Annotated in this window: 18 protein-coding genes; 15 read left to right on the top strand and 3 right to left on the bottom strand. The window is 54.1% G+C overall.

Annotated features, from left to right (window positions below; all coding sequences use genetic code 11):
* Window positions 1-385 precede the first annotated feature (385 nt).
* From gltB to CX651_RS15100, 8 genes are all read left to right on the top strand, one after another.
* Complete coding sequence (gltB, locus tag CX651_RS15065; protein WP_101056706.1) at window positions 386-4,834, top strand: glutamate synthase large subunit; 4,449 nt, start codon at window positions 386-388, stop codon at window positions 4,832-4,834.
* A 6-nt stretch (window positions 4,835-4,840) separates the two neighbouring features.
* The gene (locus tag CX651_RS15070; protein ID WP_101056707.1) at window positions 4,841-6,247 is read left to right on the top strand and encodes an FAD-dependent oxidoreductase; all 1,407 of its coding nucleotides are present in this window, start codon (window positions 4,841-4,843) and stop codon (window positions 6,245-6,247) included.
* Window positions 6,248-6,465: 218 nt separating this feature from the next.
* A complete protein-coding gene (locus tag CX651_RS15075) occupies window positions 6,466-7,158 on the top strand; it encodes a 5'-methylthioadenosine/adenosylhomocysteine nucleosidase (protein ID WP_101056708.1) in 693 nt (230 codons plus the stop codon).
* Between the two features lie 20 nt (window positions 7,159-7,178).
* Complete coding sequence (locus CX651_RS15080; protein ID WP_101056709.1) at window positions 7,179-8,168, top strand: cobalamin biosynthesis protein CobD/CbiB; 990 nt, start codon at window positions 7,179-7,181, stop codon at window positions 8,166-8,168.
* Between the two features lie 70 nt (window positions 8,169-8,238).
* Window positions 8,239-8,613 (top strand): DUF2721 domain-containing protein, encoded by a 375-nt coding sequence (locus CX651_RS15085; protein WP_039033703.1) that lies wholly within the window; start codon window positions 8,239-8,241, stop codon window positions 8,611-8,613.
* Window positions 8,613-9,236 carry a trimeric intracellular cation channel family protein gene (locus CX651_RS15090; protein WP_101056710.1) on the top strand — a complete coding sequence of 208 codons (624 nt, stop codon included), beginning with the start codon at window positions 8,613-8,615 and terminating at the stop codon, window positions 9,234-9,236. Before CX651_RS15085 ends, CX651_RS15090 begins: the two co-directional genes overlap by 1 nt.
* Before the next feature lie 2 nt (window positions 9,237-9,238).
* Entirely contained in the window at window positions 9,239-9,712 is a 474-nt protein-coding gene (locus CX651_RS15095) for a nuclear transport factor 2 family protein (protein WP_373296856.1), read from the top strand.
* A gap of 94 nt (window positions 9,713-9,806) precedes the next feature.
* On the top strand, window positions 9,807-10,238 hold the full coding sequence (locus CX651_RS15100; RefSeq protein ID WP_101056711.1) for a hypothetical protein: 432 nt from the start codon (window positions 9,807-9,809) through the stop codon (window positions 10,236-10,238).
* A 103-nt stretch (window positions 10,239-10,341) separates the two neighbouring features.
* Here CX651_RS15100 and tyrS read toward each other — a convergent pair whose 3' ends face one another.
* Entirely contained in the window at window positions 10,342-11,538 is a 1,197-nt protein-coding gene (tyrS, locus tag CX651_RS15105) for a tyrosine--tRNA ligase (RefSeq protein WP_101056712.1), read from the bottom strand.
* 124 nt (window positions 11,539-11,662) lie between these two features.
* Between tyrS and CX651_RS15110 the strand changes: the two genes are divergently transcribed.
* The 4 genes from CX651_RS15110 to CX651_RS15125 all read left to right on the top strand — a co-directional run bounded on the left by CX651_RS15110 (window position 11,663) and on the right by CX651_RS15125 (window position 15,192).
* Window positions 11,663-13,063: a peptidoglycan DD-metalloendopeptidase family protein gene (locus CX651_RS15110; RefSeq protein ID WP_101056713.1), complete on the top strand. Its 1,401-nt coding sequence runs from the start codon at window positions 11,663-11,665 to the stop codon at window positions 13,061-13,063.
* Between the two features lie 14 nt (window positions 13,064-13,077).
* Window positions 13,078-14,187, top strand: coding sequence for an anhydro-N-acetylmuramic acid kinase (locus CX651_RS15115; protein ID WP_101056714.1), 1,110 nt, complete (start codon window positions 13,078-13,080; stop codon window positions 14,185-14,187).
* Window positions 14,188-14,336: 149 nt separating this feature from the next.
* Window positions 14,337-14,714 carry a DUF2750 domain-containing protein gene (locus tag CX651_RS15120; protein ID WP_100142057.1) on the top strand — a complete coding sequence of 126 codons (378 nt, stop codon included), beginning with the start codon at window positions 14,337-14,339 and terminating at the stop codon, window positions 14,712-14,714.
* 58 nt (window positions 14,715-14,772) lie between these two features.
* The gene (locus tag CX651_RS15125; protein WP_101056715.1) at window positions 14,773-15,192 is read left to right on the top strand and encodes a hypothetical protein; all 420 of its coding nucleotides are present in this window, start codon (window positions 14,773-14,775) and stop codon (window positions 15,190-15,192) included.
* A gap of 62 nt (window positions 15,193-15,254) precedes the next feature.
* On the opposite strand, the gene erpA is transcribed toward CX651_RS15125, so the two are convergent.
* Complete coding sequence (gene erpA / locus CX651_RS15130) at window positions 15,255-15,605, bottom strand: iron-sulfur cluster insertion protein ErpA (protein WP_025010525.1); 351 nt, start codon at window positions 15,603-15,605, stop codon at window positions 15,255-15,257.
* Complete coding sequence (locus CX651_RS15135) at window positions 15,598-16,401, bottom strand: DUF6776 family protein (protein WP_101056716.1); 804 nt, start codon at window positions 16,399-16,401, stop codon at window positions 15,598-15,600. The genes erpA and CX651_RS15135 overlap by 8 nt, the downstream gene beginning before the upstream one ends.
* A 130-nt stretch (window positions 16,402-16,531) precedes the next feature.
* Between CX651_RS15135 and CX651_RS15140 the strand changes: the two genes are divergently transcribed.
* From CX651_RS15140 to hemL, 3 genes are all read left to right on the top strand, one after another.
* Window positions 16,532-18,184, top strand: coding sequence for a chloride channel protein (locus CX651_RS15140; RefSeq protein ID WP_101056719.1), 1,653 nt, complete (start codon window positions 16,532-16,534; stop codon window positions 18,182-18,184).
* A gap of 124 nt (window positions 18,185-18,308) precedes the next feature.
* Window positions 18,309-19,328 (top strand): aspartate carbamoyltransferase, encoded by a 1,020-nt coding sequence (locus CX651_RS15145; RefSeq protein ID WP_101056717.1) that lies wholly within the window; start codon window positions 18,309-18,311, stop codon window positions 19,326-19,328.
* A gap of 29 nt (window positions 19,329-19,357) precedes the next feature.
* Window positions 19,358-20,641, top strand: a complete 1,284-nt coding sequence (hemL, locus tag CX651_RS15150) for a glutamate-1-semialdehyde 2,1-aminomutase (protein ID WP_028779763.1) — start codon at window positions 19,358-19,360, stop codon at window positions 20,639-20,641.
* Window positions 20,642-20,782: the final 141 nt, after the last annotated feature.

Here is a 20,782-nt window from a genome sequence, read left to right on the forward strand (position 1 = left end):
TTGAGCGCAAACCGCTCCCAGATCACACTTTTGTGAATATTTAATCATTTAATGCAAATTTTTAATGTAAACGCCAGCGAGACCGGAAATCAGTTTTTCTTCTTTAAGGATAATTCGAGGCCTCTTGTTAAAATTAGGTGAACAGAAAACAGGGGCAAAGTAGATTTTCTTTTCATTCATAGTGTTATACAGCGCAATCCTCAGTTTACGTTAACGTAATGCAATTGAAGATTCCGTATGAAACACCCCAAGATTCATCAAATATATGCAATATTTAGGTTTGACCTTTAGCAAGTCTCAGGATAATTTGAATGGTTCGGGTGCATATCTATAGAGTTTGGTACTCTCTCCCGAGTAGTAATAGTGATGTTAAGGGAGGTTTTGTATGAGCTTGTATCATCCCAGTTTCGAGCGGGATAACTGTGGTTTTGGATTAATAGCCCAGATGGATGGCGAAGCCAGCCATCGCATTGTTCGCACGGCAATCCATGGCCTAGACCGCATGAAACATCGTGGTGGTATTGCAGCTGACGGACGCACTGGCGACGGTTGCGGTTTGCTGATGCAAATGCCCACAGGATTCTTTGAAGCCATTGCGGCCGAACAGGGCTGGCATCTCAGCCGTAAATTCGCCGTTGGCATGCTGTTTTTAAACCAAGATGAAACCCTGGCAGCCGAAGCCAGAATATTGCTCGAGCGAGAATTGGAGAAAGAAACCCTGAGTATTGCCGGCTGGCGCCCGGTTCCGATTAACCCGGAAGTGCTCGGCGAGATTGGCAAGTCCAGTTTGCCGCAAATTTGGCAAGTGCTCATCAATGCTCCCATTGGCTGGCGAGAAAAAGATCTGGAGCGGCGCCTCTATATGGCTCGTCGCCGTCTCGAGCAGCAATTAAGCCAGGATAAAGACTTTTATGTCGCCAGTCTCTCCGGCCAGGTCATTGTCTACAAAGGTTTGATGATGCCGGCCGATCTGCCGGCCTTTTATCCGGATCTGGCCGATATTAGGCTGCAAAGCTCTATCTGCCTGTTCCATCAGCGCTTCTCGACCAACACCTCACCCAAGTGGCCACTGGCACAGCCGTTCCGTTTTCTGGCCCACAATGGCGAGATCAATACCATCACAGGTAACCGCCAATGGGCTCGGGCGCGGGCTTACAAGTTCAACTCACCGCTGCTGCCTGACTTGCAGCAGGCCGCCCCGTTTGTCAATGAAACCGGCTCAGACTCGTCGTCGCTGGACAATATGCTGGAGATGCTGCTGGCCGGCGGCATGGACCTGTACCGCGCCATGCGTTTGCTTATCCCGCCTGCATGGCAGAGTAACCCCGAGATGGATGAAGAGCTCAAGGCCTTCTATGACTTTAACTCCATGCATATGGAGCCCTGGGATGGCCCGGCCGGGATAGTCATGACCAACGGTCGCCACGCCGCCTGCGCGGTTGATCGCAATGGGCTGCGGCCATCGCGCTATGTGATCACCAAAGACAGAATTCTCACTCTGGCCTCGGAAGTGGGTATCTGGGACTATGGCCCGGATGAAGTGATTGAAAAAGGCCGGGTCGGCCCGGGTGAACTTTTGGTGCTCGACACCCTCAGCGGCCGTCTTTATCAGTCATTCGAAATCGATAACGATCTTAAACGTCGTCACCCCTATAAGGAGTGGATGGCGAAGAACAGCCAGACTCTGGTGCCGGCTGAGCAACTATCGCCGCAGGATCAGGGCGTCAGTGAATTCAACCAGGGCACTTTACTGCAGTACCAAAAGCTGTTCGGCTACAGCCGTGAAGAACTGGAGCAAGTGATCTGGGTACTGGCCAGCAAAGGCGAAGAAGCCACCGGCTCCATGGGCGACGACACCCCGATGGCAGTACTATCGAAAAAACAGCGCTCGCTGTATGACTATTTCCGGCAAAAATTTGCCCAGGTCACCAACCCGCCAATCGATCCGCTGCGGGAGAAACATGTGATGTCGCTGGCCACCTGTATCGGTCGCGAGCAGAACCTGTTTAACGAAACCACGGGACACGCCTATCGGGTGATGTTCAACTCACCTATCTTGTTGTTCAGTGACTTCAACCAGTTGCTGAGTCTGGACAGCACCTATTACCGTGCCAACAAGGTTGACCTTAACTATCCGGCCTCCGAAGGCCTGAGTCAGGCAATCAAACGGATCACGGATGAAGCCGAGCGCTTGGCACGCACCGGCACCACCCTGATAGTGCTCTCGGATCGCGCCGTCAGCAAAGACACCCTGGTGATCCCTGCCGCCATGGCGGTAGGTTCAGTGCAGCAGATGCTGGTAAACAAAAGTCTGCGCTGTGACACCAACATCATAGTGGAAACAGCCTCGGCCCGGGATCCGCACCATTTCGCGGTACTGCTGGGCTTTGGCGCTACGGCCATTTACCCCTATCTGGTGTACGAGTCCATTGCCGAACTCGCCAAGCGTCATCAGGCCGAGGATATCGTCAATCTAATGCTCAACTTCCGCTACGGCATTGAGAAGGGGCTGCGCAAGATCATGTCCAAGATGGGGATCAGCACAGTCGCCTCCTATCGCTGCAGCCAGCAGTTTGAGGCCATAGGCCTGGCCGACGAGGTGATTAAGCAATGCTTCAACGGTGTGGTCAGCCGTATTCAAGGTGTGGGTTTCGATGGCATAGAAGCCGATCAGCAACTGCTGAGTCAGGCGGCCTTCCGCCCCCATGTGCCGCTGCCGCAAGGCGGTTTGCTCAAGTACGTTGAGGGCGGCGAATACCACTGCTTCAACCCGGATGTAGTCAACACACTGCAACAAGCACTGAAAGAGGTGGATTACCCGCTCTACAAACGGTTTGCCGAGCTGGTAGACCAAAGGCCGGTTGCCACCTTGAGAGACCTGCTGAGCATCAAACAGCAGCGCGACAGCATAGCGCTCAAAGATGTGGAAGGGGCCAAGACACTCTTCCCCAGATTCGACAGCGCCGCCATGAGTATCGGCGCCCTTAGCCCGGAAGCCCACGAAGCGCTGGCCATCGCCATGAACCGTCTCGGCGGCCGCTCAAACTCGGGCGAAGGCGGTGAAGATGCCCGCAGATTCAACAGCGAGCGCAATTCGGCCATCAAGCAGATAGCCTCTGGCCGCTTTGGGGTAACCGCCCATTATTTAATTAACGCCGAAGTGCTGCAAATCAAGGTTGCCCAGGGCGCCAAGCCCGGTGAAGGCGGTCAGCTGCCCGGTCATAAGGTCAGTGTTGAAATCGCCGGCCTCAGGCATGCCCGCCCGGGCGTGACGCTGATTTCACCGCCGCCGCACCACGATATCTACTCTATTGAGGATTTGGCGCAACTGATCTTCGATCTCAAGCAGATAAACCCCAAGGCGCTTATCTCGGTCAAGCTGGTCTCTGAGCCGGGCGTTGGCACCATAGCTACAGGGGTCGCCAAGGCCTATGCCGATATGATTACCGTTTCCGGCTACGATGGCGGCACAGGCGCCAGCCCACTGACTTCGGTCAAGTATGCCGGCAGCCCCTGGGAGCTGGGCCTTGCCGAAGTTCACCAGTCTCTGGTGGCCAATGGTCTGCGACATAAAATACGCCTGCAGGTGGATGGTGGTCTCAAGACTGGCACAGATGTTATCAAGGCAGCCCTACTGGGCGCCGAGAGCTTCGGCTTTGGCACTGTGCCCATGATAGCGCTCGGCTGCAAATACCTGCGTATCTGCCACCTCAACAACTGTGCCACCGGCGTTGCCACTCAGGACAAGACCTTGAGAGACAAGCACTATCATGGTTTGCCCGAGCGAGTAATGACCTACTTTGAGTTTGTCGCCGAAGAGGTGCGTGAATGGATGGCCAAGCTGGGGGTCAGCGAGTTTGAGCAATTGGTAGGGCGCAGCGATTGGCTGCAGGCCATTGAAGGCCAGACCGCCAAGCAGCAGGGGCTGGATTTGGGCCCTATCCTGTTCAAACCCGAAGTATTGCCAAGCACCAGTTTGACCTGGAAAGAGACCAATACGCCGGCAGATCCCGGCAGCCTGAACCAGGAACTGCTGGCCAAGTGCGCCGAGCGTGTCACCAAGGGCGAAGGCTTCGATATCTGCTTCCCCATCAATAATACCGACCGCTCGGTAGGCGCCGCGCTTTCGGGCCATATCGCGGCAGCCTGGGGCGTAAAAGGCTGTCCCAAGCCGATAAGGCTCAGCTTCAACGGTAGCGCCGGTCAGAGTTTCGGGGTATGGAACAGCCCTGGACTCGAGCTGTCACTGTGCGGCGACGCCAACGACTATGTGGGTAAAGGTATGTCCGGCGGCAAGATCGCCATCTATCCACCGCTCGGCAGCGCCTTCCAATCCGAGCGCAGCGCCATTGTCGGTAATACCTGCCTCTATGGTGCCACCGGCGGCAAACTGTTTGCGGCGGGACGGGCCGGTGAGCGCTTCGCGGTCAGAAATTCAGGAGCGCTGGCGGTAGTTGAAGGGGTCGGTGACAACGGCTGTGAATATATGACAGGTGGCATTGTGGTGGTGCTGGGTACTACAGGGGTCAACTTTGGTGCCGGTATGACCGGCGGTTTCGCCTATGTGTTCGACCAATTCGGCCGCTTTAACCGTAGAGTCAATACCGAACTGGTCGACACCCTCAAGCTGGAGACTCCCATTCATCAACAGCACCTTAAAGGGCTGATAGAACAGCATGTGGCCGAGACCGGCAGTGAACACGCCAGCGCCATTCTCAGTGAGTTTGACAACTGGCTCGACTGTTTTGTCCTGGTCAAGCCCAAAAATATTCAGGTTTCGGATCTGCTCAAACTGGAACAACCGAGCCCGGAACTGGCCGTAAAAGCGGGGTAAGCGAGCATGAGTAACGATTTTCAGTTTATCGAAGTGGGTCGTATCGACCCGAGCAAGCAGGCTATCGCACGCCGCAAGACAGAGTTTATTGAGATTTACCAACCCTTTGCCCAGGCGCAGGTCGACCAACAAGCCGACCGCTGCCTGGACTGTGGTAACCCATACTGCGAGTGGAAGTGCCCGCTGCACAACTATATTCCCAACTGGCTCAAGCTGGCCAAGCAGGGACGTATCCTGGAAGCGGCAGATCTGGTGCATGAAACCAATACCCTGCCGGAGGTCTGCGGCCGAGTCTGCCCGCAGGACAGGCTCTGTGAAGGCGCCTGTACCCTGAATGATGATTTCGGCGCCGTCACCATAGGCAATGTGGAAAAATACATCACGGATACTGCCATCGCCCAGGGCTGGCGCCCTGACATGAGCCAGATAACGCCCAGAAGCGAGCGGGTCGCTATCATAGGCGCGGGGCCGGCCGGTCTTGGCTGCGCCGATATCCTGGCCCGCAACGGGGTCAAGGCTGTGGTCTTTGACAAATATCCTCAGATAGGCGGCCTGCTGACCTATGGCATTCCCGCCTTTAAGCTCGACAAGTCAGTGATGGCTACCCGCCGCAGTGTGATGGAAGGCATGGGGATAGAGTTCCGCCTCGGCGTCACCGTCGGCCAGGATATTCCCTTTGCAGAGCTGCTGGCCAACTTCGATGCCGTGTTCCTCGGCATGGGCACCTATAACGCCATGCAGGCGGGCTTGCCCGGTGAAGAGGCCGAAGGGGTTATTCAGGCCCTGCCCTACCTGATTGCCAACACCCGTGAGTTAATGGGGCAAGCCGATCCGACGCAGCCCTATATCGACCTCAAGGGTCAGAAGGTGGTAGTACTCGGCGGCGGTGATACCGCCATGGACTGTGTGCGCACGGCGGTGCGCCAAGGCGCCGAATCTGTTATCTGTGCCTATCGCCGCGACGAGGAGAATATGCCGGGTTCGCGCCGTGAGGTGCAAAATGCCCGCGAAGAAGGGGTCGAGTTCCTGTTCAACCGCCAGCCGGTGGCGATTGCCACAGATGATGGCAAGGTCAAGGGAGTCGAGTTTGTTGAAACCGCGCTAGGCAACGCCGATGCCAGTGGTCGCCGGCGTCCTGAGCCCATCCCGGGCAGCGATCAGTTGCTGGAGGCTGACGCCGTGATTGTCGCCTTCGGTTTCCAACCCAGCCCGGCGCCCTGGTTTGCCGAGTTTGATATCGCCCTGGATCAATGGGGCCGGGTAAAAGCCGAGAAAGAAGCGGCCAATCCGTTCCAGACCAGCAATCCCAAAGTGTTTGCCGGTGGTGATATGGTCAGGGGGTCAGATCTTGTGGTCACCGCCATCGCCGAAGGGCGCGATGCGGCGCTGGGGATCCTCAACTTTCTCAGCTAACAACTCAACACTTTGAGCGCATCCGGGAACCCACCTCCCGGGTGCGCTTTTTTTCACCTGCTCTACACTCCGGGAATCGCGCAGCCAGAGCCGTTTATTGCACGCAACCTGACTTCAGCGACCAGGCTGTCACCGGCAGACTTGTTCGCACCAATCTTGGCTTGTGCTATATTAAGCCGCCCTCAGGCTCACTCAAGACATTTAAAGAAGGTTAAGCCATGAAAATCGGTATTATCGGCGCCATGGAGCCGGAAGTTGCTCACCTGATTGCCTCTTTGGAAAACCCACAGCACAGCAAGGTTGCCGGCATTGAATTTGTCAGCGGCACTCTGGTTGACAAAGAAGTCATAGTTACCCGCTCCGGCATAGGCAAGGTTGCCGCCAGCATAGCGACCAGTCTGTTGATTGAAAAGTTCGCCCCGGATGCGGTCATCAATACCGGTTCGGCCGGTGGGTTTGTCGATACACTGCAGATAGGTGACATAGTGATTTCCGATGAAGTTCGCTACCACGATGTCGATGTCACCGCCTTTGGCTATGAGATGGGTCAGATGGCGCAGCAACCGGAAGCTTTTATCCCGGATCCTAAGCTGATGCTGGCGGCCCAACAGGCTATCGCAGGTTTGGGAGAGGTCAAAGCCATTGAGGGCCTTATCTGCACAGGTGACAGCTTTATTTGCGATCCCGAGCGCACTGCCGTCATGCTAAAGCATTTCCCCACTATGGCCGCCTGTGAAATGGAAGGCGCCGCCATTGCTCAGGTATGTCATCAGTTCGGCGTGCCCTTTGTGGTGATCCGCTCTCTGTCCGATAATGCCAACAACGACTCTCCGGTCGACTTTGATGCCTATCTGGTCAAGGCGGGGCACCACTCGGCCCTGATGGTCATAGGCATGCTGCATCACCTTTAATTTAAGGAGCACCAGAGCCCATGAGTCTGCCCTTTTGCGAGCAGCTGCTGGCCTTAGATGGCCCCCTCATTCAGGGGTTTCTGGTGCTGTTTTTTGCCTTGTTGCTGGCTCGTTTGGCGCCGCTGCCCCAGGCTTTTCAACCTCTGGCCTGGTTGAGCCATCTGGCCAAGTCACTGGCCGCCAAGGTCAAACGGGGCGACAGAGACGAAAAGCAGCAGCTGATTGCCGGTTCACTGGCTATTTTACTGCTGGTACTGCCATTTTGGTTAATCATCACCTTTCTGCTGGAACTGGCGGCATTCCCCTGGTTCTTTGAGTTTTTGATCCTCTATCTGTGTCTCAACGACGCCTGTTTTATTCAGGAAGCCGAAGAGATATACCAAGCCCTCAGGCGGGGAGATAAAGCGGCCGCCAGAGAGTTGCTCGCCCCCTGGGTCGCCCGCGATACGGCCGAACTGTCCGAGGCAGGTATAGCCAAGGCTACTATAGAAAAGCTGGTAACCACTCCCATTCACGGCACTGTTACTGTGGTGTTTTTCTTCTGCCTCGCTGGCGCACCCATGGTACTGCTGGTAAGAATGTTAAAGCAGTTGGAGCAAAGCTGGTGGTGTCTGGATCCACAATACCGCCTCTTCGGTCGGCCCGTGTTTCTGGTCAATCAAGTGCTACTTTATATTCCGGCGCAGCTGTGGCGTTTTACCCTGGCGATTCAAGGTGGTCCCCAGACATTAAAACTGCTTTGGCAAACACCCCATAGCCGCTTTCCTATCGGCTCTAATTTCCAGGTGGCAACCATGGCAGCATTTGTACTGATGACAGAGCTTGGCGGACCGCAAAAATATTCCGGCATCAAGGTACAGGTGGAGAAAATCGGCCCGGGGCCCATAGCGGATCACAAGACCATACCCAAAGCGATTGCGCTGACCTTTCGCACCTTCACCATCTGGTTTGCTTTTGTGATCTTGTTACCTCTGATTTGGGTTTTGTTACGTTATTCACAAACGCTTTAAATTATTCAATTTCTCCTTATAATGCCTTCATTCCCCGCTTGACACTGAGAAGACTGCCGTGCTGGACAATATGCATATCTCTTTGACGACCCCGGCATTGCTGTTTCCGGCCATTTCCCTGCTGCTACTGGCTTATACCAATAGGTTTTTCTCACTAGCCGCGCTAATTCGCACCTTGAGTGGCGGCGATAAACCTGTTGCCGCCGAACAGCTGAAAAACCTGCGCCGCCGCATCGTTATCATCCGCCGCATGCAGGAGGCCGGTGTCACCAGCTTCGCCCTGTGTGTACTGTGTATGATTTTTATCTATCTTGGCTTTAACACTACAGGCTCGATGATTTTCGGCGCCAGTTTGCTGTTATTGCTGTATTCCTTAATCCTGTCGGTGATTGAAATCCGTATCTCGGTCGATGCCCTCAACATTCATCTCAAAGAGATGGGTTAATGACATTGTGGGTCTATAGCCTGGATCTGTTCGGCACTGCCGTATTCGCCCTTTCCGGCGCTCTGGCAGCAGGCCGGCACCGGATGGATCCATTCGGCGTTTTGGTACTGGCAGCGGTCACTGCCATCGGCGGCGGCACCCTAAGAGACACCATTCTGGGCGCTCCGGTATTCTGGCTTCATGACCACAACTATCTCTACGTGATACTACTGACCGTGGTACTGACCTTGATTCTGGTACGCCGCCCCTGGCGTTTGCCCCCATCTAGCCTGGCCATAGCCGATGCCGTCGGCCTGGCGCTCTTTACCGTTATCGGTACCCAAAAGGCTCTGACAATGGAATACGGCGCCCTGATAGCCGTAGTCATGGGCTTGATCACAGGAGTGGGAGGAGGCATTATTCGGGATCTGCTTTGCCGCCGGATCCCCATGGTGTTGCGTACCGAAATCTACGCCACAGCATCTATTCTGGGCGGTCTGGTGTACACCTGCAGCCTGCAGTTAAAATTCGAAGCCGAGGCGGCGCTGATGCTGGCTTTTTTCACGGCTTTGATAATTCGCCTGGCCGCCATACGTTGGCACCTGTCGTTACCCGCGTTTGACCTAAAGACCAAGAGAGATTGATTGTGCGTTATTTGGTGTTGATCCTGGCATTGTTAAGCCCACCACTGCTGGCCAACAGCGGCGATATGCCGCCGGAACAGCAGATGGCCGTACGCTATATCCATGCTCTGACCACTCACGACTATGATGAGCTGGCGACCTTTTACAATCGTGACAGCGTCTTCAACGACCGTACAGCAAACCGCAAATACACGGGCGGCAGGCATATTATAGAGTTTCTGGAGCGGGCACACCGCGGCGTACTCGAGTATCGATTCAACATAGAGCACATGTTCAACTCAGGCTCTCTGGTGGTGATGATAGGCAACTACCACTATAAGGGTCCGGGAGAACAGTTTGGCAAGCCCGGGAAAATCATTGATATCGCCATCCCCGGAGTAACCACGCTAAAGCTGGATACCCTCAACCACAGGGTAAAAGAACATATGGATCTGATGGACTATCAGACCATGGTGGATCAACTCTCGGCTCAGTAATCCAGCTCGCCGGGAACCCGGCCTGTTTTTTACTGTCCAACTCATCTGAGTGCCAACAGCGAGATCAGGGTTCACTCTGATCCGAGAGGTAAAGATGAGTCGCTTATCCGTACTGGCTGTCCTGCCCCTGTGCTTCCCTCTGATGACTCAGGCCCAGGCAGCATTCAATGCCGAAGAAAAGTTTGAACCACCTCTGGTGGTTTCCTACGCCGCACAACCTATAAACCGTTTCAATCAAAAGCTGTTGCAAGCGCAACATCAACAAGCTTCCTGGAGTAACAATCCTGAAGGGATCAGTCGTCACTATTCTGGCTCAGCCTTTAAGTTTATACGCATCAGCCACTCTCACGGCAAGACCTTAACCTATAATGTCAGCACCCAGGAAGGGCATCCGCAGATGCTGCTTATTCTGGCGCTCGATAACAATGCCGGAGACTGGTCAGTGGAAAAAGCCGTGCTCAGTTGGCGCTGCCAGAACAAGGTCTACTTTGGTACCGACAACTGTAGCCCGCCTCACGACCACTGAGCCTGATACAGGTAAGAAAAAACCCGGCAATGCCGGGTTTGGTATTTTACGCGCTCAAACAAATGCTTAAATTTAGCTACCTTGGAATTTAGGTACCTTGAGTTCAGGCCAGAGTTACCTTGGCAAACTTACGCTTGCCGACCTGGAATACCGCGCAAGTGCCTGTGCTCAGTACCAGCTTGCTGTCTTCAAGTTTATCGCCATCCATCTTCACCGCACCTTGCTTTATCATCCGCATGGCATCGGAAGTGGAGCCAACCAAACCGGCTTCTTTCAGCAGATTGGCAATCGCCAGTCCTTCACCGGCTTCCAGAGTCAGCTCGGGAATATCGTCCGGCATGGCCCCCTTTTGGAAACGATTGATAAAGGCTTGATGGGCGGCCTCGGCAGCTTCTTCACTGTGGAAACGGCCAATAATCTCTTTCGCCAGGGCTATCTTGATATCCCTGGGGTTGGCACCGGCTTCAACATCAGCCTTAAACTGCTCAATTTCAGTCAGTGGACGGAAAGACAGCAGCTCCAAATAACGCCACATCAGCTCATCGGAGATGGACATTATCTTACCGAACATCTCATCCGGAGCTTCACTGATACCTATGTAGTTACCGGCGGACTTTGACATCTTCTTCACGCCGTCCAGCCCTTCCAGCAGCGGCATCATAATCACCACCTGTGGCTTCATGCCTTCGGATTTCTGCAGCTCACGGCCCATCAGCAAGTTGAACTTCTGATCTGTACCGCCCAGCTCGACATCGGCATTCAATGCCACTGAGTCATAGCCCTGCAGCAAAGGGTACATGAACTCATGGATAGCAATCGATTGACCCGAGGCAAAGCGCTTCTTGAAGTCATCACGCTCCATCATACGGGCCACAGTCTGGCGGGAGGCCAGGCGGATCATACCGGCGGCACCGAGATCTTCCAGCCAGCTGGAATTGAACTCAATCCGGGTCTTGGCCGGATCCAGAATTTTAAATACCTGCTCCTTGTAGGTTTCGGCGTTGGCCAATACCTGCTCACGGGTCAGAGGTGGGCGAGTGCTGTTCTTGCCACTCGGGTCACCGACCATACCGGTAAAGTCACCGATAAGGAAGATAACCTCGTGTCCCAGGTCTTGGAACAGTCTGAGTTTGTTAAGAATAACGGTATGGCCTAGGTGAATGTCCGGCGCAGTCGGATCAGCACCCAACTTGATTTTAAGTGGCCGACCTTCTTTCAGCTTCTCAAGCAGATCTGCTTCGAGCAAAACTTCGTCGGTACCACGTTTAATTTCCGCCATTATTTGTGCTAAATCAGCCATCTCGCCAACAACTCCCTAGGCTCTTCAAATTCAAAGAGACTTATGTTACTTGTTAGCCAGCCTAAATGAAAGTGTGTACACTAAGGCAATATGCCCAAGAATTAAGAAATTGGTATCCGGGTCGATGGCAAAGCTTATAACTCTCTTCAAACTGCTGCCCAGAAAGCATCAAATCCTGCTTAGTATTTTTACTACCATAACCCTGATAACCCTGTTGCTGCCCTCTGACGAAGCCGAGGCATCGAAAAACAGCGCCGTTCCGGAAACTCATGTTCGTTACCAAGTGCCTCTGGCCTTTCGTACCCCCACTTCACCTACGGCCCAGCAAGTGGTTGAAAGCGGGCAAGATCCCGAATCAGAAGCCGCCGCCGAGGCGTTGACAGAGAAACTCAATCAACAGGCTAAAGCCGCTCTGACAGTTCAGGAGCAAACCAGCCCGGCGATAGCCGAGCTTGAACATTTCGAGATAAAGAGTGGCGATACCCTGGCGGCGCTCTTCAGTCGCGCCTCACTTACTGCAAGAGAAGTTCACGACATTACCCAGCTGCCGCTGGCGAAAAAAAACCTGTTGAAAATCATGCCTGGTGACGAAGTCGCCATAGGTAAAAACGCCGATGGCGAATTGCAAGAGCTCAGATACCGCCTTGATGCCATCTCAACTCTGATAGTCCGCAAACAGGGCAAAGGTTACGAAGAAGAACTGGCAGTAAAAACCGTTGAGACCCGGGATAAGTTTGCCCGCGCCAGCATCAAGAGCAACTTCTGGAATGCCGGTGTCGAAGCCGGACTGACACCAGCGCAGATTATGCAGTTGGCCACCATATTCGGCTGGGACGTCGACTTTGCCCTGGATATCCGCGAAGGCGACAGCTTTGCCCTCATGTACGAAGAAGAATATGCCGATGGTGAGTTTCTGCGTAACGGCAACATATTGGCCGCCGAATTTATCAACCAGGGCGAGCGTTACACCGCGGTAAGGTACAAGGATGGCAACTACTATTCCGAGGAAGGCCGCAGCATGCGCAAAGCATTCCTGCGCTCTCCGGTTGACTTCAAGTACGTGAGCTCCAACTTCAACCCCCGCCGCCTGCACCCTGTTACTGGTCAGGTGAAGGCTCACCGTGGGGTAGATTATGTTGCCGCTATAGGCACTCCCATCAAAGCGGCCGGCAGCGGCCGGGTCATCAAGGCAGGTTACAACCAATACAACGGCAACTATGTGTTTATCAAACACAACGAAACCTATACCACCAAATACTTACACCTCAACAAACGTAAGGTTAAACAAGGTGAAAGCGTCAAACAGGGACAGATCATAGGTACTCTTGGCCGCACAGGAAGGGTAACAGGCGCACATTTGCACTATGAGTTTATCGTCAACGGTGTACACAGAAACCCGCGCACTGTGGATCTCCCCAAGGCCGAAGCGATAGCCAAGCGCGAACGTGTCGCCTTCCAACAACTCAGTAGCCAATTGATGGCCACTCTGCTGCGCAACAAACAAGTTCAGGTTGCGATGCAATAACAGGGACAGCATAGATGAATTCAGGATACTTTATTGGGCTGATGTCCGGCACCAGCATGGACGGCGTTGATGCCGTATTGGTGGACTTTAGCAAGGATCAACCCAAGTTGCTTGGCCAACATACAGAGCCGCTGCCCACTCATCTGTTCAAGGGCTTGCAGCGTCTGTGCCAACCGGATACGGATGAAATCAACCGTTTGGGGCGGCTGGATCGCACTGTGGGCAAGGTGTTTGCAGCCGCGGTCAAGCAACTGCTGGCCAAGACTGGGGTGAGTAAAGAGCAGGTCTGTGCTATCGGCAGTCACGGCCAGACAGTACGCCATATGCCCAACCTGGAAGTGGGCTTTACCCTGCAGATTGGCGACCCCAACACAATCGCCGCCGAAACCGGTATAGATGTTATCGCCGACTTTCGCCGTAAGGATGTCGCCCTCGGTGGCCAGGGTGCTCCCTTGGTGCCGGCATTCCACCAGCAGATATTCTCACACCCAGGTATAAATCGCTTCATTCTCAATATCGGCGGCATCGCCAACATCACTTTCCTGCCCGCCGATAACCGGGAGATCCTTGGCTTTGATACCGGCCCGGGAAACACCCTGATAGACGCCTGGAGCCAGCAGATAAGACAACTGCCGTTTGATGAAGATGGCCAGTGGGCCGAAAGCGGCAACAGTTCGGCGGAGTTTCTGGCGCAGTTGTTATCACACCCCTATTTCTCGCTGGATTATCCCAAGAGCACGGGCAGAGAGCTATTCAACAACGCCTGGTTGGATCAACAACTGGCGCTGTTCAGCCATCTGCCGGAAGAAGATATTCAATCGACACTCTTGGATCTCACCTGTCACAGCATTGCCAGAGACATAGCCAAGCTGAGCCCGGATGGCGAAATCTATGTCTGTGGTGGCGGCGCGCTCAATGGCGTATTGATGAAACGCCTCGGGGCCCAGTTACCCAACCACAGCATAGCCACTACCTCAGCTTTGGGTATTGATCCCAAGTGGGTGGAAGGCATAGCGTTTGCCTGGCTGGCGCTGCGCCACTATCAAGGCTTACCGGCGAACCTGCCGGCGGTAACCGGCGCCAGCCGCGAAGCCGTGCTCGGTGCCCGTTTCCCCGCCGCCTGAGAGCAGATTGGCTTCAACCAGGCAAAGCCGAAAAACAGGAATTAACCATTGCGCCCTGCGGGGCACTTTTTCTTGCCTGCAAGCGGTGTTAACATGCCGTCAATTTTTGGCCGGGCGCAGTGCCCTGGCCACCGAGATGAGATGTCACCATGAGCAAGAAACAAATCCAGGCCCAGTTCGCCGGTATGACACCGGAAGGCCGCTACGACTTCCTGGTAGAGCAGGTCAAAGAGCACAAAGAGCTGTGGGTATTACAGGACAATGACGGCTGCGTGATGCTGACCACGGACGATGAAGACTGTATTCCGGTTTGGCCCAGTGAAGAGACGGCTTCTCTGTGGGCCGAGGATGATTGGCAGGATTGTCGGCCGCTATCCATCGGCCTGGCCGAATGGCTGGAGCGCTGGGTTCCAGGTATGGAAGATGACGAGCTCTATGTTGCCGTCTTCCCAATGCTGGAAGATCTTGGCGTAGTGATCCCGCCACATGAGCTGGAGCAGCGACTGGCGCCCAAAACGCGTCACTGAGTCGATGGAGCATGATTCAATAGAACATGATTCAATAGCGCACAAGGAGCGCCGCGAGATGAGCCAAACCGCCACAGAAAGCTACGCCATTCCCAAACGCCTACTGCTGCTGATGCTACTTTATATCGCTGCCGCGGTCAGTGGTCTGATTGCCGGTCAAGGCGTTATCTTTTGTCTGCTGACGCTGATCATGGTGTTGGCGGTATTAGCGCGCCATCAAGCCGGCTTATGGGCACTGCGACTCTATACCTTGGTGCAGCTCGCGCTGGTGAGCTTCTTGCCCTATATTCTGGATCAGGGCGACAGTGTAGCTACTGGGCCTAATTCACTCAAAATCACAGGGTTTGAGATCAAGGCACCGGACTGGGCCATTTTCAGCTTTCTGATAGGCTTTTGCATGCTGCAGGTATGGATAGCCTTTACCCCTAAGGTCAAAGCCTTCTTCAAGCGTAAGATGAACTTCAACCTGATGCAGTAACCGGCCTTGCGCCCACAAAAAAGCCGTCCCAGTGGACGGCTTTTTGCTGCTTTGCTTCTCGATTATACCGAGAAGCTGGCCCCACAGCCACAGGTGGTGGTGGCGTTTGGGTTTTTGACGAAGAAACGCGAACCTTCCAGCCCTGAGGTGTAATCCACTTCACCGCCAACGAGGTATTGCAGACTCATGGGGTCGACCACCAGCTGTACTCCCTGTTTTTCCACAGTGAAATCGCCTTCATTTACTTTTTCATCAAAGGTGAAGCCATACTGAAAACCTGAGCAGCCGCCGCCCGTGACATAGACCCGCAGCTTCAGCGCACTGTTCTGTTCTTCTTCCAGCAAGGCCTTGACCTTGGTTGCCGCCGCATCGGTAAACTGGATGGGCATAGCTGATTCAGCTTGTTCAGTCATTACTACCTCTTACATCTGTTTGCTGTGGCAGATTATCTGTTACCTGACTATTTTGTTCAAGTATTATGCCGGGATCTTTTTCGCCCTCAAGCAACTCAGGCAAGCTGAAACTTTGTTCGGTTTCAGCGCCTTTGCTCCAGCGACTCGCTGGCACAACGACCTTGGCTTTCATCTGCTGTAACTCAAACCCTTCAGGCAGGGTAAATTCCGCTTCCAGTACCTGAAAGTACTTGAAGTTAAATGCCAACTTGGTGTCCACCAGTTTAGCTAAATTCAGTTCGACTTGCTTGCCCTCTTGCATGCCAATGAGAAGTATCTCACTTCTTCCCTTGAGCGCCTGCTTGCGCTTTTGCAGCTGGGTCAGCACCAATTTGAGGCGAAACTGTCCAGCTGTGGCTAGAGGCATCAATTCCAAACCATGAATAGCCACCCCTTCGGCATTATGCTCTGGCGCCATGATGCTGCGGTAAAAGGCCAACTCACGCTCAAGCTCCTGCTGCTTTTTATGCTGTTTGTTGAACAGCTGCTGCATCTCCTCATTGGCTTCCTTGGCCAGGCTCAGCTCCAAATTGCGGCTCGCCAACTGCTGCGCCTGCTCCTGTAACTCGATCTGCAATCTCTGACTCTTGCCATCGTTTCGTTGAAATTTGACTTCAGCAGGCGGAATAAAAAAGTGATAGCTGAGCAGTCCTGTCAGAAAAGCCACCATGACCAAGAGCAACAAATACAGACTGGATGGACGAATATTTCGCTCCATCACTTGCAGGCGATCGAGCCAGCGATGATAATTTGCCATTAACTAACAGCCCCTTATATAAAAATTTCCATCTTGGGTACTAAGATTTCACATCAGGCTTCGGAAAGCAGCAGTGCAGACAAGATTCAGAAAGTTCAAACTTGAGGCGCGAAAGTATCTGCGCCACCAGATGAGAGACAAGCTGTCCCAAACGAGGATCAGTATTCAACTGTGTCTGCTGGCCCTGTTGTTTGCGCTGATGGCCTCGGCTGTCATCATACTGTTTCGCCTGCTGCTGCAATGGGCCAATCATGTTACCCAAACACAGGAATGGGATTTTACGGGCTCAATCGGTGACTGGCGAGTCCTGTTACCACTTTTTGGGGCTTTTTTGATCTGGCTAGTGGCCAGATTCGGCTCCAAACGCTACAAGCGGATGGGCATAGCCTATGTATTGCACAGGGTGAAACTGCATTACGGCAAAATTCCGCTGCAATCGGCACCGGGGCAGTTTTTTCAGGCGCTGTTTGCACTGGCGAGCAACTTCTCGGTCGGTCGTGAAGGCCCGGCCATTCATCTGGGTGCGGTCACCGCCTCGGTATTGGCAGAAAAATTCAAGCTGCCGGACAACAGTGTGCGCATCATGTGCGCCAGCGGCATAGCCGCCGGGATAGCCGCCACCTTTAACGCGCCCTTGGCTGCCGTGGTATTTGTCCTCGAAGTGGTGCTCAGAGAATACAAGGTACAGTACTTCTTCCCCATCATGCTGTCGGCCATCTGCGGCGCCGTATCCAGCCAGGTGGTGTTCGGTAATATCCACGAGTTTGATGCCATCAAGGTCAGCCATATTCCACTGGATCAGTACCCGCTGCTGGCACTCGGCGGTATAGTGCTGGGGGTCGCCGCGGCCTTATTCAATCACAGCCTTATTCAGGTGACCGAGCGCGGTCAACACTGGCCCTTGATTATCCGCCTGTTACTGGCGGGTGTTATCACCACTTTGATAGGCCTGGTGCTGCCTCAGGCATTGGGCAGCGGTGAAATGGCCATAGGACTTGCGGTCAGCGACAATCCGGCCATCTGGTTTTTGCTGGCGGTATTGCTGGCCAAGATTATCGCAACCATTGCCGCTATCGGCCTTGGGATCCCGGGTGGGATCATAGGCCCACTCTACGGTATAGGCGCCTTGGGCGGCGCCATTCTGGCTCAGGCGACGGCGCTGCTGTTTCCCTCGGTGGCCCCCTATGCAGGGCTCTATACCGTCATCGGCATGACCGCCATGATGGGGGTTTGCCTCAGTGCACCGCTCGCCGCCCTGGTGGCGCTGCTGGAGATGACCAATGATGCCTCCATCATACTGCCCGGAATGATAGTGGCCGTGCCCGCCTACCTCATCGCCTATCAGGGGCTGAATGCCAAATCCATATTCTTTCGTCAGTTGGATATCATGGGCCTGGGTTATAAAGTGGCCCCGGTTAACCTGGGGTTACAGAAACTCGGAGTACGCGCCCTGATGGACAGGCGCATAGTGATAGTCAACAACAATGATGAGCTGCTGCTGGAAGTAATGAAACGCGCCCAGGGCAGGCCTGTGCTTGCCAGAGATGCCGAAGGCCAGATTGCCATGCTGGAGTTGCAGATGCCTTCGTTTGACACTGACACCAGCCTGACCCAACACAGGATCCAGGGGCTACCCGACTCGGCCACCCTCAACGAGGTATATGAAATACTGGCGACGAAACGTGCCGGTGAAGTCTATATCTATCAAGATAACCCGGAGAATATCGTCGGAGTGATCAGTTGGTCTAACCTGCAGCAGGAAATCCGTGCCGGAGAAGTGTAATTTCAGTCATCAGTCATTTTCATGACCGCCGCCTTCTGTTATAGTTGCGCCTCAGCCAAACCCTACATAACCCATGGGTCCAGACCTCAGTGTCAACACCCAACTGCATTGGAAACCAAGGCTGATGAACCATTTCCAGGGATCACATATCCTCTCTGTAAACCAGTTAGATCTGGACGCCATTCAAACCATTTTCTCAGTAGCCCAAAAGATGACCCCATACGCACTGCGCGAGAAGCGTACCAAGGTGCTGGATGGTGCTATTCTCGGCAATCTGTTTTTTGAACCCAGCACCCGCACCCGGGTCAGCTTCGGCTGCGCCTTCAACCTGCTTGGCGGTCGGGTCGCTGAAACGGTCGGTATGGCCTCCTCGTCGCTGTCCAAGGGGGAGTCCCTCTACGATACCGCCAGGGTGTTGTCCAGCTACTCGGACGTAATAGCCATGCGCCACCCCGAGTCCTACTCGGTACGCGAATTTGCCGAAGGCAGCCGGGTGCCTGTGATTAACGGCGGCGATGGTGCCAACGAGCATCCAACCCAGGCACTGCTGGATCTGTTCACCATACAGAAAGAGCTGCACAGCAAAGGCTTAGGCATAGACGGTATGCATATCGCCATGGTGGGCGATCTCAAATACGGCCGCACTGTGCACTCGCTGTCGCGTCTACTGTGCATGTACAAGAACATCAGCTTCACCCTGATCTCCCCTGCCGAGCTGGCAATGCCTGACTATGTGATCGCCGACATTGAAAATGCCGGGCATAAGATCACAATAACAGACCAACTGGAAGGCAATTTAGATCAGGCTGATATACTCTATCTGACGCGCATTCAGGAAGAGCGCTTCCCCTCGCAGGAGGAAGCAGATAAGTATCGTGGCAAGTTCCGTTTGAACAGCGCCATATACACCAAAAATTGTAAGTCCAACACAGTGATCATGCATCCATTGCCTCGGGACTCCAGGCTGCAGGCCAATGAGCTGGACAATGATCTTAACAACCATCCCAACCTGGCTATCTTCCGTCAGGCCGACAATGGCTTGTTGATCCGCATGGCACTGTTTGCCCTGACACTCGGGGTGGACAATCAGTTGGAAAAATACGAGTGTCCGGTTAACTGGTATTCACGCAAGGCCGATCGCTAAAGAGCGGCCACTGACTTTAAGGATTAAACATGACCCGTTCTGAAGACCTGTTTGAACAGGCCAAGAAAACCATCCCCGGCGGTGTGAACTCGCCAGTACGTGCCTTCAATGGTGTAGGCGGCTCTCCCCGCTTCATCGAAAAGGCCGACGGTGCCTATATCTATGATGCCGACGGCAAAGCCTATATCGACTATGTCGGTTCCTGGGGGCCTATGATCCTGGGTCACAACCATCCCAAGATCCGCGAAGCGGTTCTCAAGGCGGTGGAGAACGGTCTGTCTTTCGGCGCACCTACCGAGCTGGAAGTGCAGATGGCAGAAAAAGTCATTGAGATGGTGCCTTCCATAGAGCAGGTACGCATGGTGAGCTCTGGCACAGAAGCCACCATGAGCGCCATACGCCTGGCTCGTGGTTACACCAACAGAGACAAGATCCTCAAGTTCGAAGGCTGCTACCACGGCCATGCCGACTGTCTGCTGGTTAAGGCCGGCTCAGGCGCCCTGACTCTGGGTCAGCCCAGCTCCCCAGGGATCCCTGCTGACTTCGCCAAGCACACTCTGACTGCTGTCTATAACGATCTGGACTCAGTCAAAGAGCTGTTCAGCCAGCATCCGCAGGATATCGCCTGTATCATACTTGAGCCGGTTGCCGGCAACATGAACTGTATCCCGCCGGTTGCAGGTTTCCTTGAAGGACTGCGTGAGCTATGCGATCAGTTCGGCGCCCTGCTGATCATCGACGAAGTGATGACAGGCTTCCGCGTCTCCAAGAGCGGTGCCCAAGGCCACTATGGCGTGACACCGGATCTGACCACTCTGGGTAAGGTTATCGGCGGCGGTATGCCGGTTGGTGCCTTCGGTGGCAAGAAAGAAGTCATGCAGTATATTGCCCCGACTGGCCCTGTGTACCAGGCCGGCACACTTTCGGGTAACCCTATCGCCATGACTGCTGGTCTGGCTCAGCTGGAAGCCCTGTCAGAGCCTGGCCTCTATGAGGAACTGGCAGCCAAGACCAAGCGTATCGCCGAAGGCTTCAAGGCCGCGGCCGACAAGCATGGTATCCCCATGGCCATCAACTATGTTGGCGGCATGTTTGGTTTCTTCTTTACCGATGAAGAGAAGATCACCGGCTTTGAGCAGGTCACCAAGTGCAACATGGAGCAGTTCCGCGCCTTCTATCACGGTATGCTGGACGAAGGTATTTACCTGGCACCAAGCGCCTTTGAAGCAGGCTTCCTGTCTATGGCTCACGGCGAGCAAGAGCTGCAAGCGACTCTGGATGCAGCCGATCGTGTCTTGGCACGCATGAAGTAATCCGCAGATGGATTGAAAACGAGGCCTATACGGCCTAATGCCGTTCACTTAGTGTGAACGGCATTTTTCTTAGGCTTAATGGGATACTTGTTTTTACTCATTTTTAACGCACGTGGATAGGCTCTATCCCGTTTCCCATCA

The organism is Shewanella chilikensis (assembly GCF_002836945.1).
In the GTDB taxonomy this organism is placed as follows: Bacteria; Pseudomonadota; Gammaproteobacteria; order Enterobacterales; family Shewanellaceae; genus Shewanella; species Shewanella chilikensis.

Excerpts from the sequence above, each read along its gene's own strand:
- gltB (WP_101056706.1), top strand. The coding sequence starts at position 386 with ATGAGCTTGTATCATCCCAGTTTCGAGCGGGATAACTGTGGTTTTGGA.
- CX651_RS15070 (WP_101056707.1), top strand. The coding sequence starts at position 4,841 with ATGAGTAACGATTTTCAGTTTATCGAAGTGGGTCGTATCGACCCGAGC.
- CX651_RS15075 (WP_101056708.1), top strand. The coding sequence starts at position 6,466 with ATGAAAATCGGTATTATCGGCGCCATGGAGCCGGAAGTTGCTCACCTG.
- CX651_RS15080 (WP_101056709.1), top strand. The coding sequence starts at position 7,179 with ATGAGTCTGCCCTTTTGCGAGCAGCTGCTGGCCTTAGATGGCCCCCTC.
- CX651_RS15085 (WP_039033703.1), top strand. The coding sequence starts at position 8,239 with ATGCATATCTCTTTGACGACCCCGGCATTGCTGTTTCCGGCCATTTCC.
- CX651_RS15090 (WP_101056710.1), top strand. The coding sequence starts at position 8,613 with ATGACATTGTGGGTCTATAGCCTGGATCTGTTCGGCACTGCCGTATTC.
- CX651_RS15100 (WP_101056711.1), top strand. The coding sequence starts at position 9,807 with ATGAGTCGCTTATCCGTACTGGCTGTCCTGCCCCTGTGCTTCCCTCTG.
- tyrS (WP_101056712.1), bottom strand. The coding sequence starts at position 11,538 with ATGGCTGATTTAGCACAAATAATGGCGGAAATTAAACGTGGTACCGAC.
- CX651_RS15110 (WP_101056713.1), top strand. The coding sequence starts at position 11,663 with ATGGCAAAGCTTATAACTCTCTTCAAACTGCTGCCCAGAAAGCATCAA.
- CX651_RS15115 (WP_101056714.1), top strand. The coding sequence starts at position 13,078 with ATGAATTCAGGATACTTTATTGGGCTGATGTCCGGCACCAGCATGGAC.
- CX651_RS15120 (WP_100142057.1), top strand. The coding sequence starts at position 14,337 with ATGAGCAAGAAACAAATCCAGGCCCAGTTCGCCGGTATGACACCGGAA.
- CX651_RS15125 (WP_101056715.1), top strand. The coding sequence starts at position 14,773 with ATGAGCCAAACCGCCACAGAAAGCTACGCCATTCCCAAACGCCTACTG.
- erpA (WP_025010525.1), bottom strand. The coding sequence starts at position 15,605 with ATGACTGAACAAGCTGAATCAGCTATGCCCATCCAGTTTACCGATGCG.
- CX651_RS15135 (WP_101056716.1), bottom strand. The coding sequence starts at position 16,401 with ATGGCAAATTATCATCGCTGGCTCGATCGCCTGCAAGTGATGGAGCGA.
- CX651_RS15140 (WP_101056719.1), top strand. The coding sequence starts at position 16,532 with ATGAGAGACAAGCTGTCCCAAACGAGGATCAGTATTCAACTGTGTCTG.
- CX651_RS15145 (WP_101056717.1), top strand. The coding sequence starts at position 18,309 with ATGAACCATTTCCAGGGATCACATATCCTCTCTGTAAACCAGTTAGAT.
- hemL (WP_028779763.1), top strand. The coding sequence starts at position 19,358 with ATGACCCGTTCTGAAGACCTGTTTGAACAGGCCAAGAAAACCATCCCC.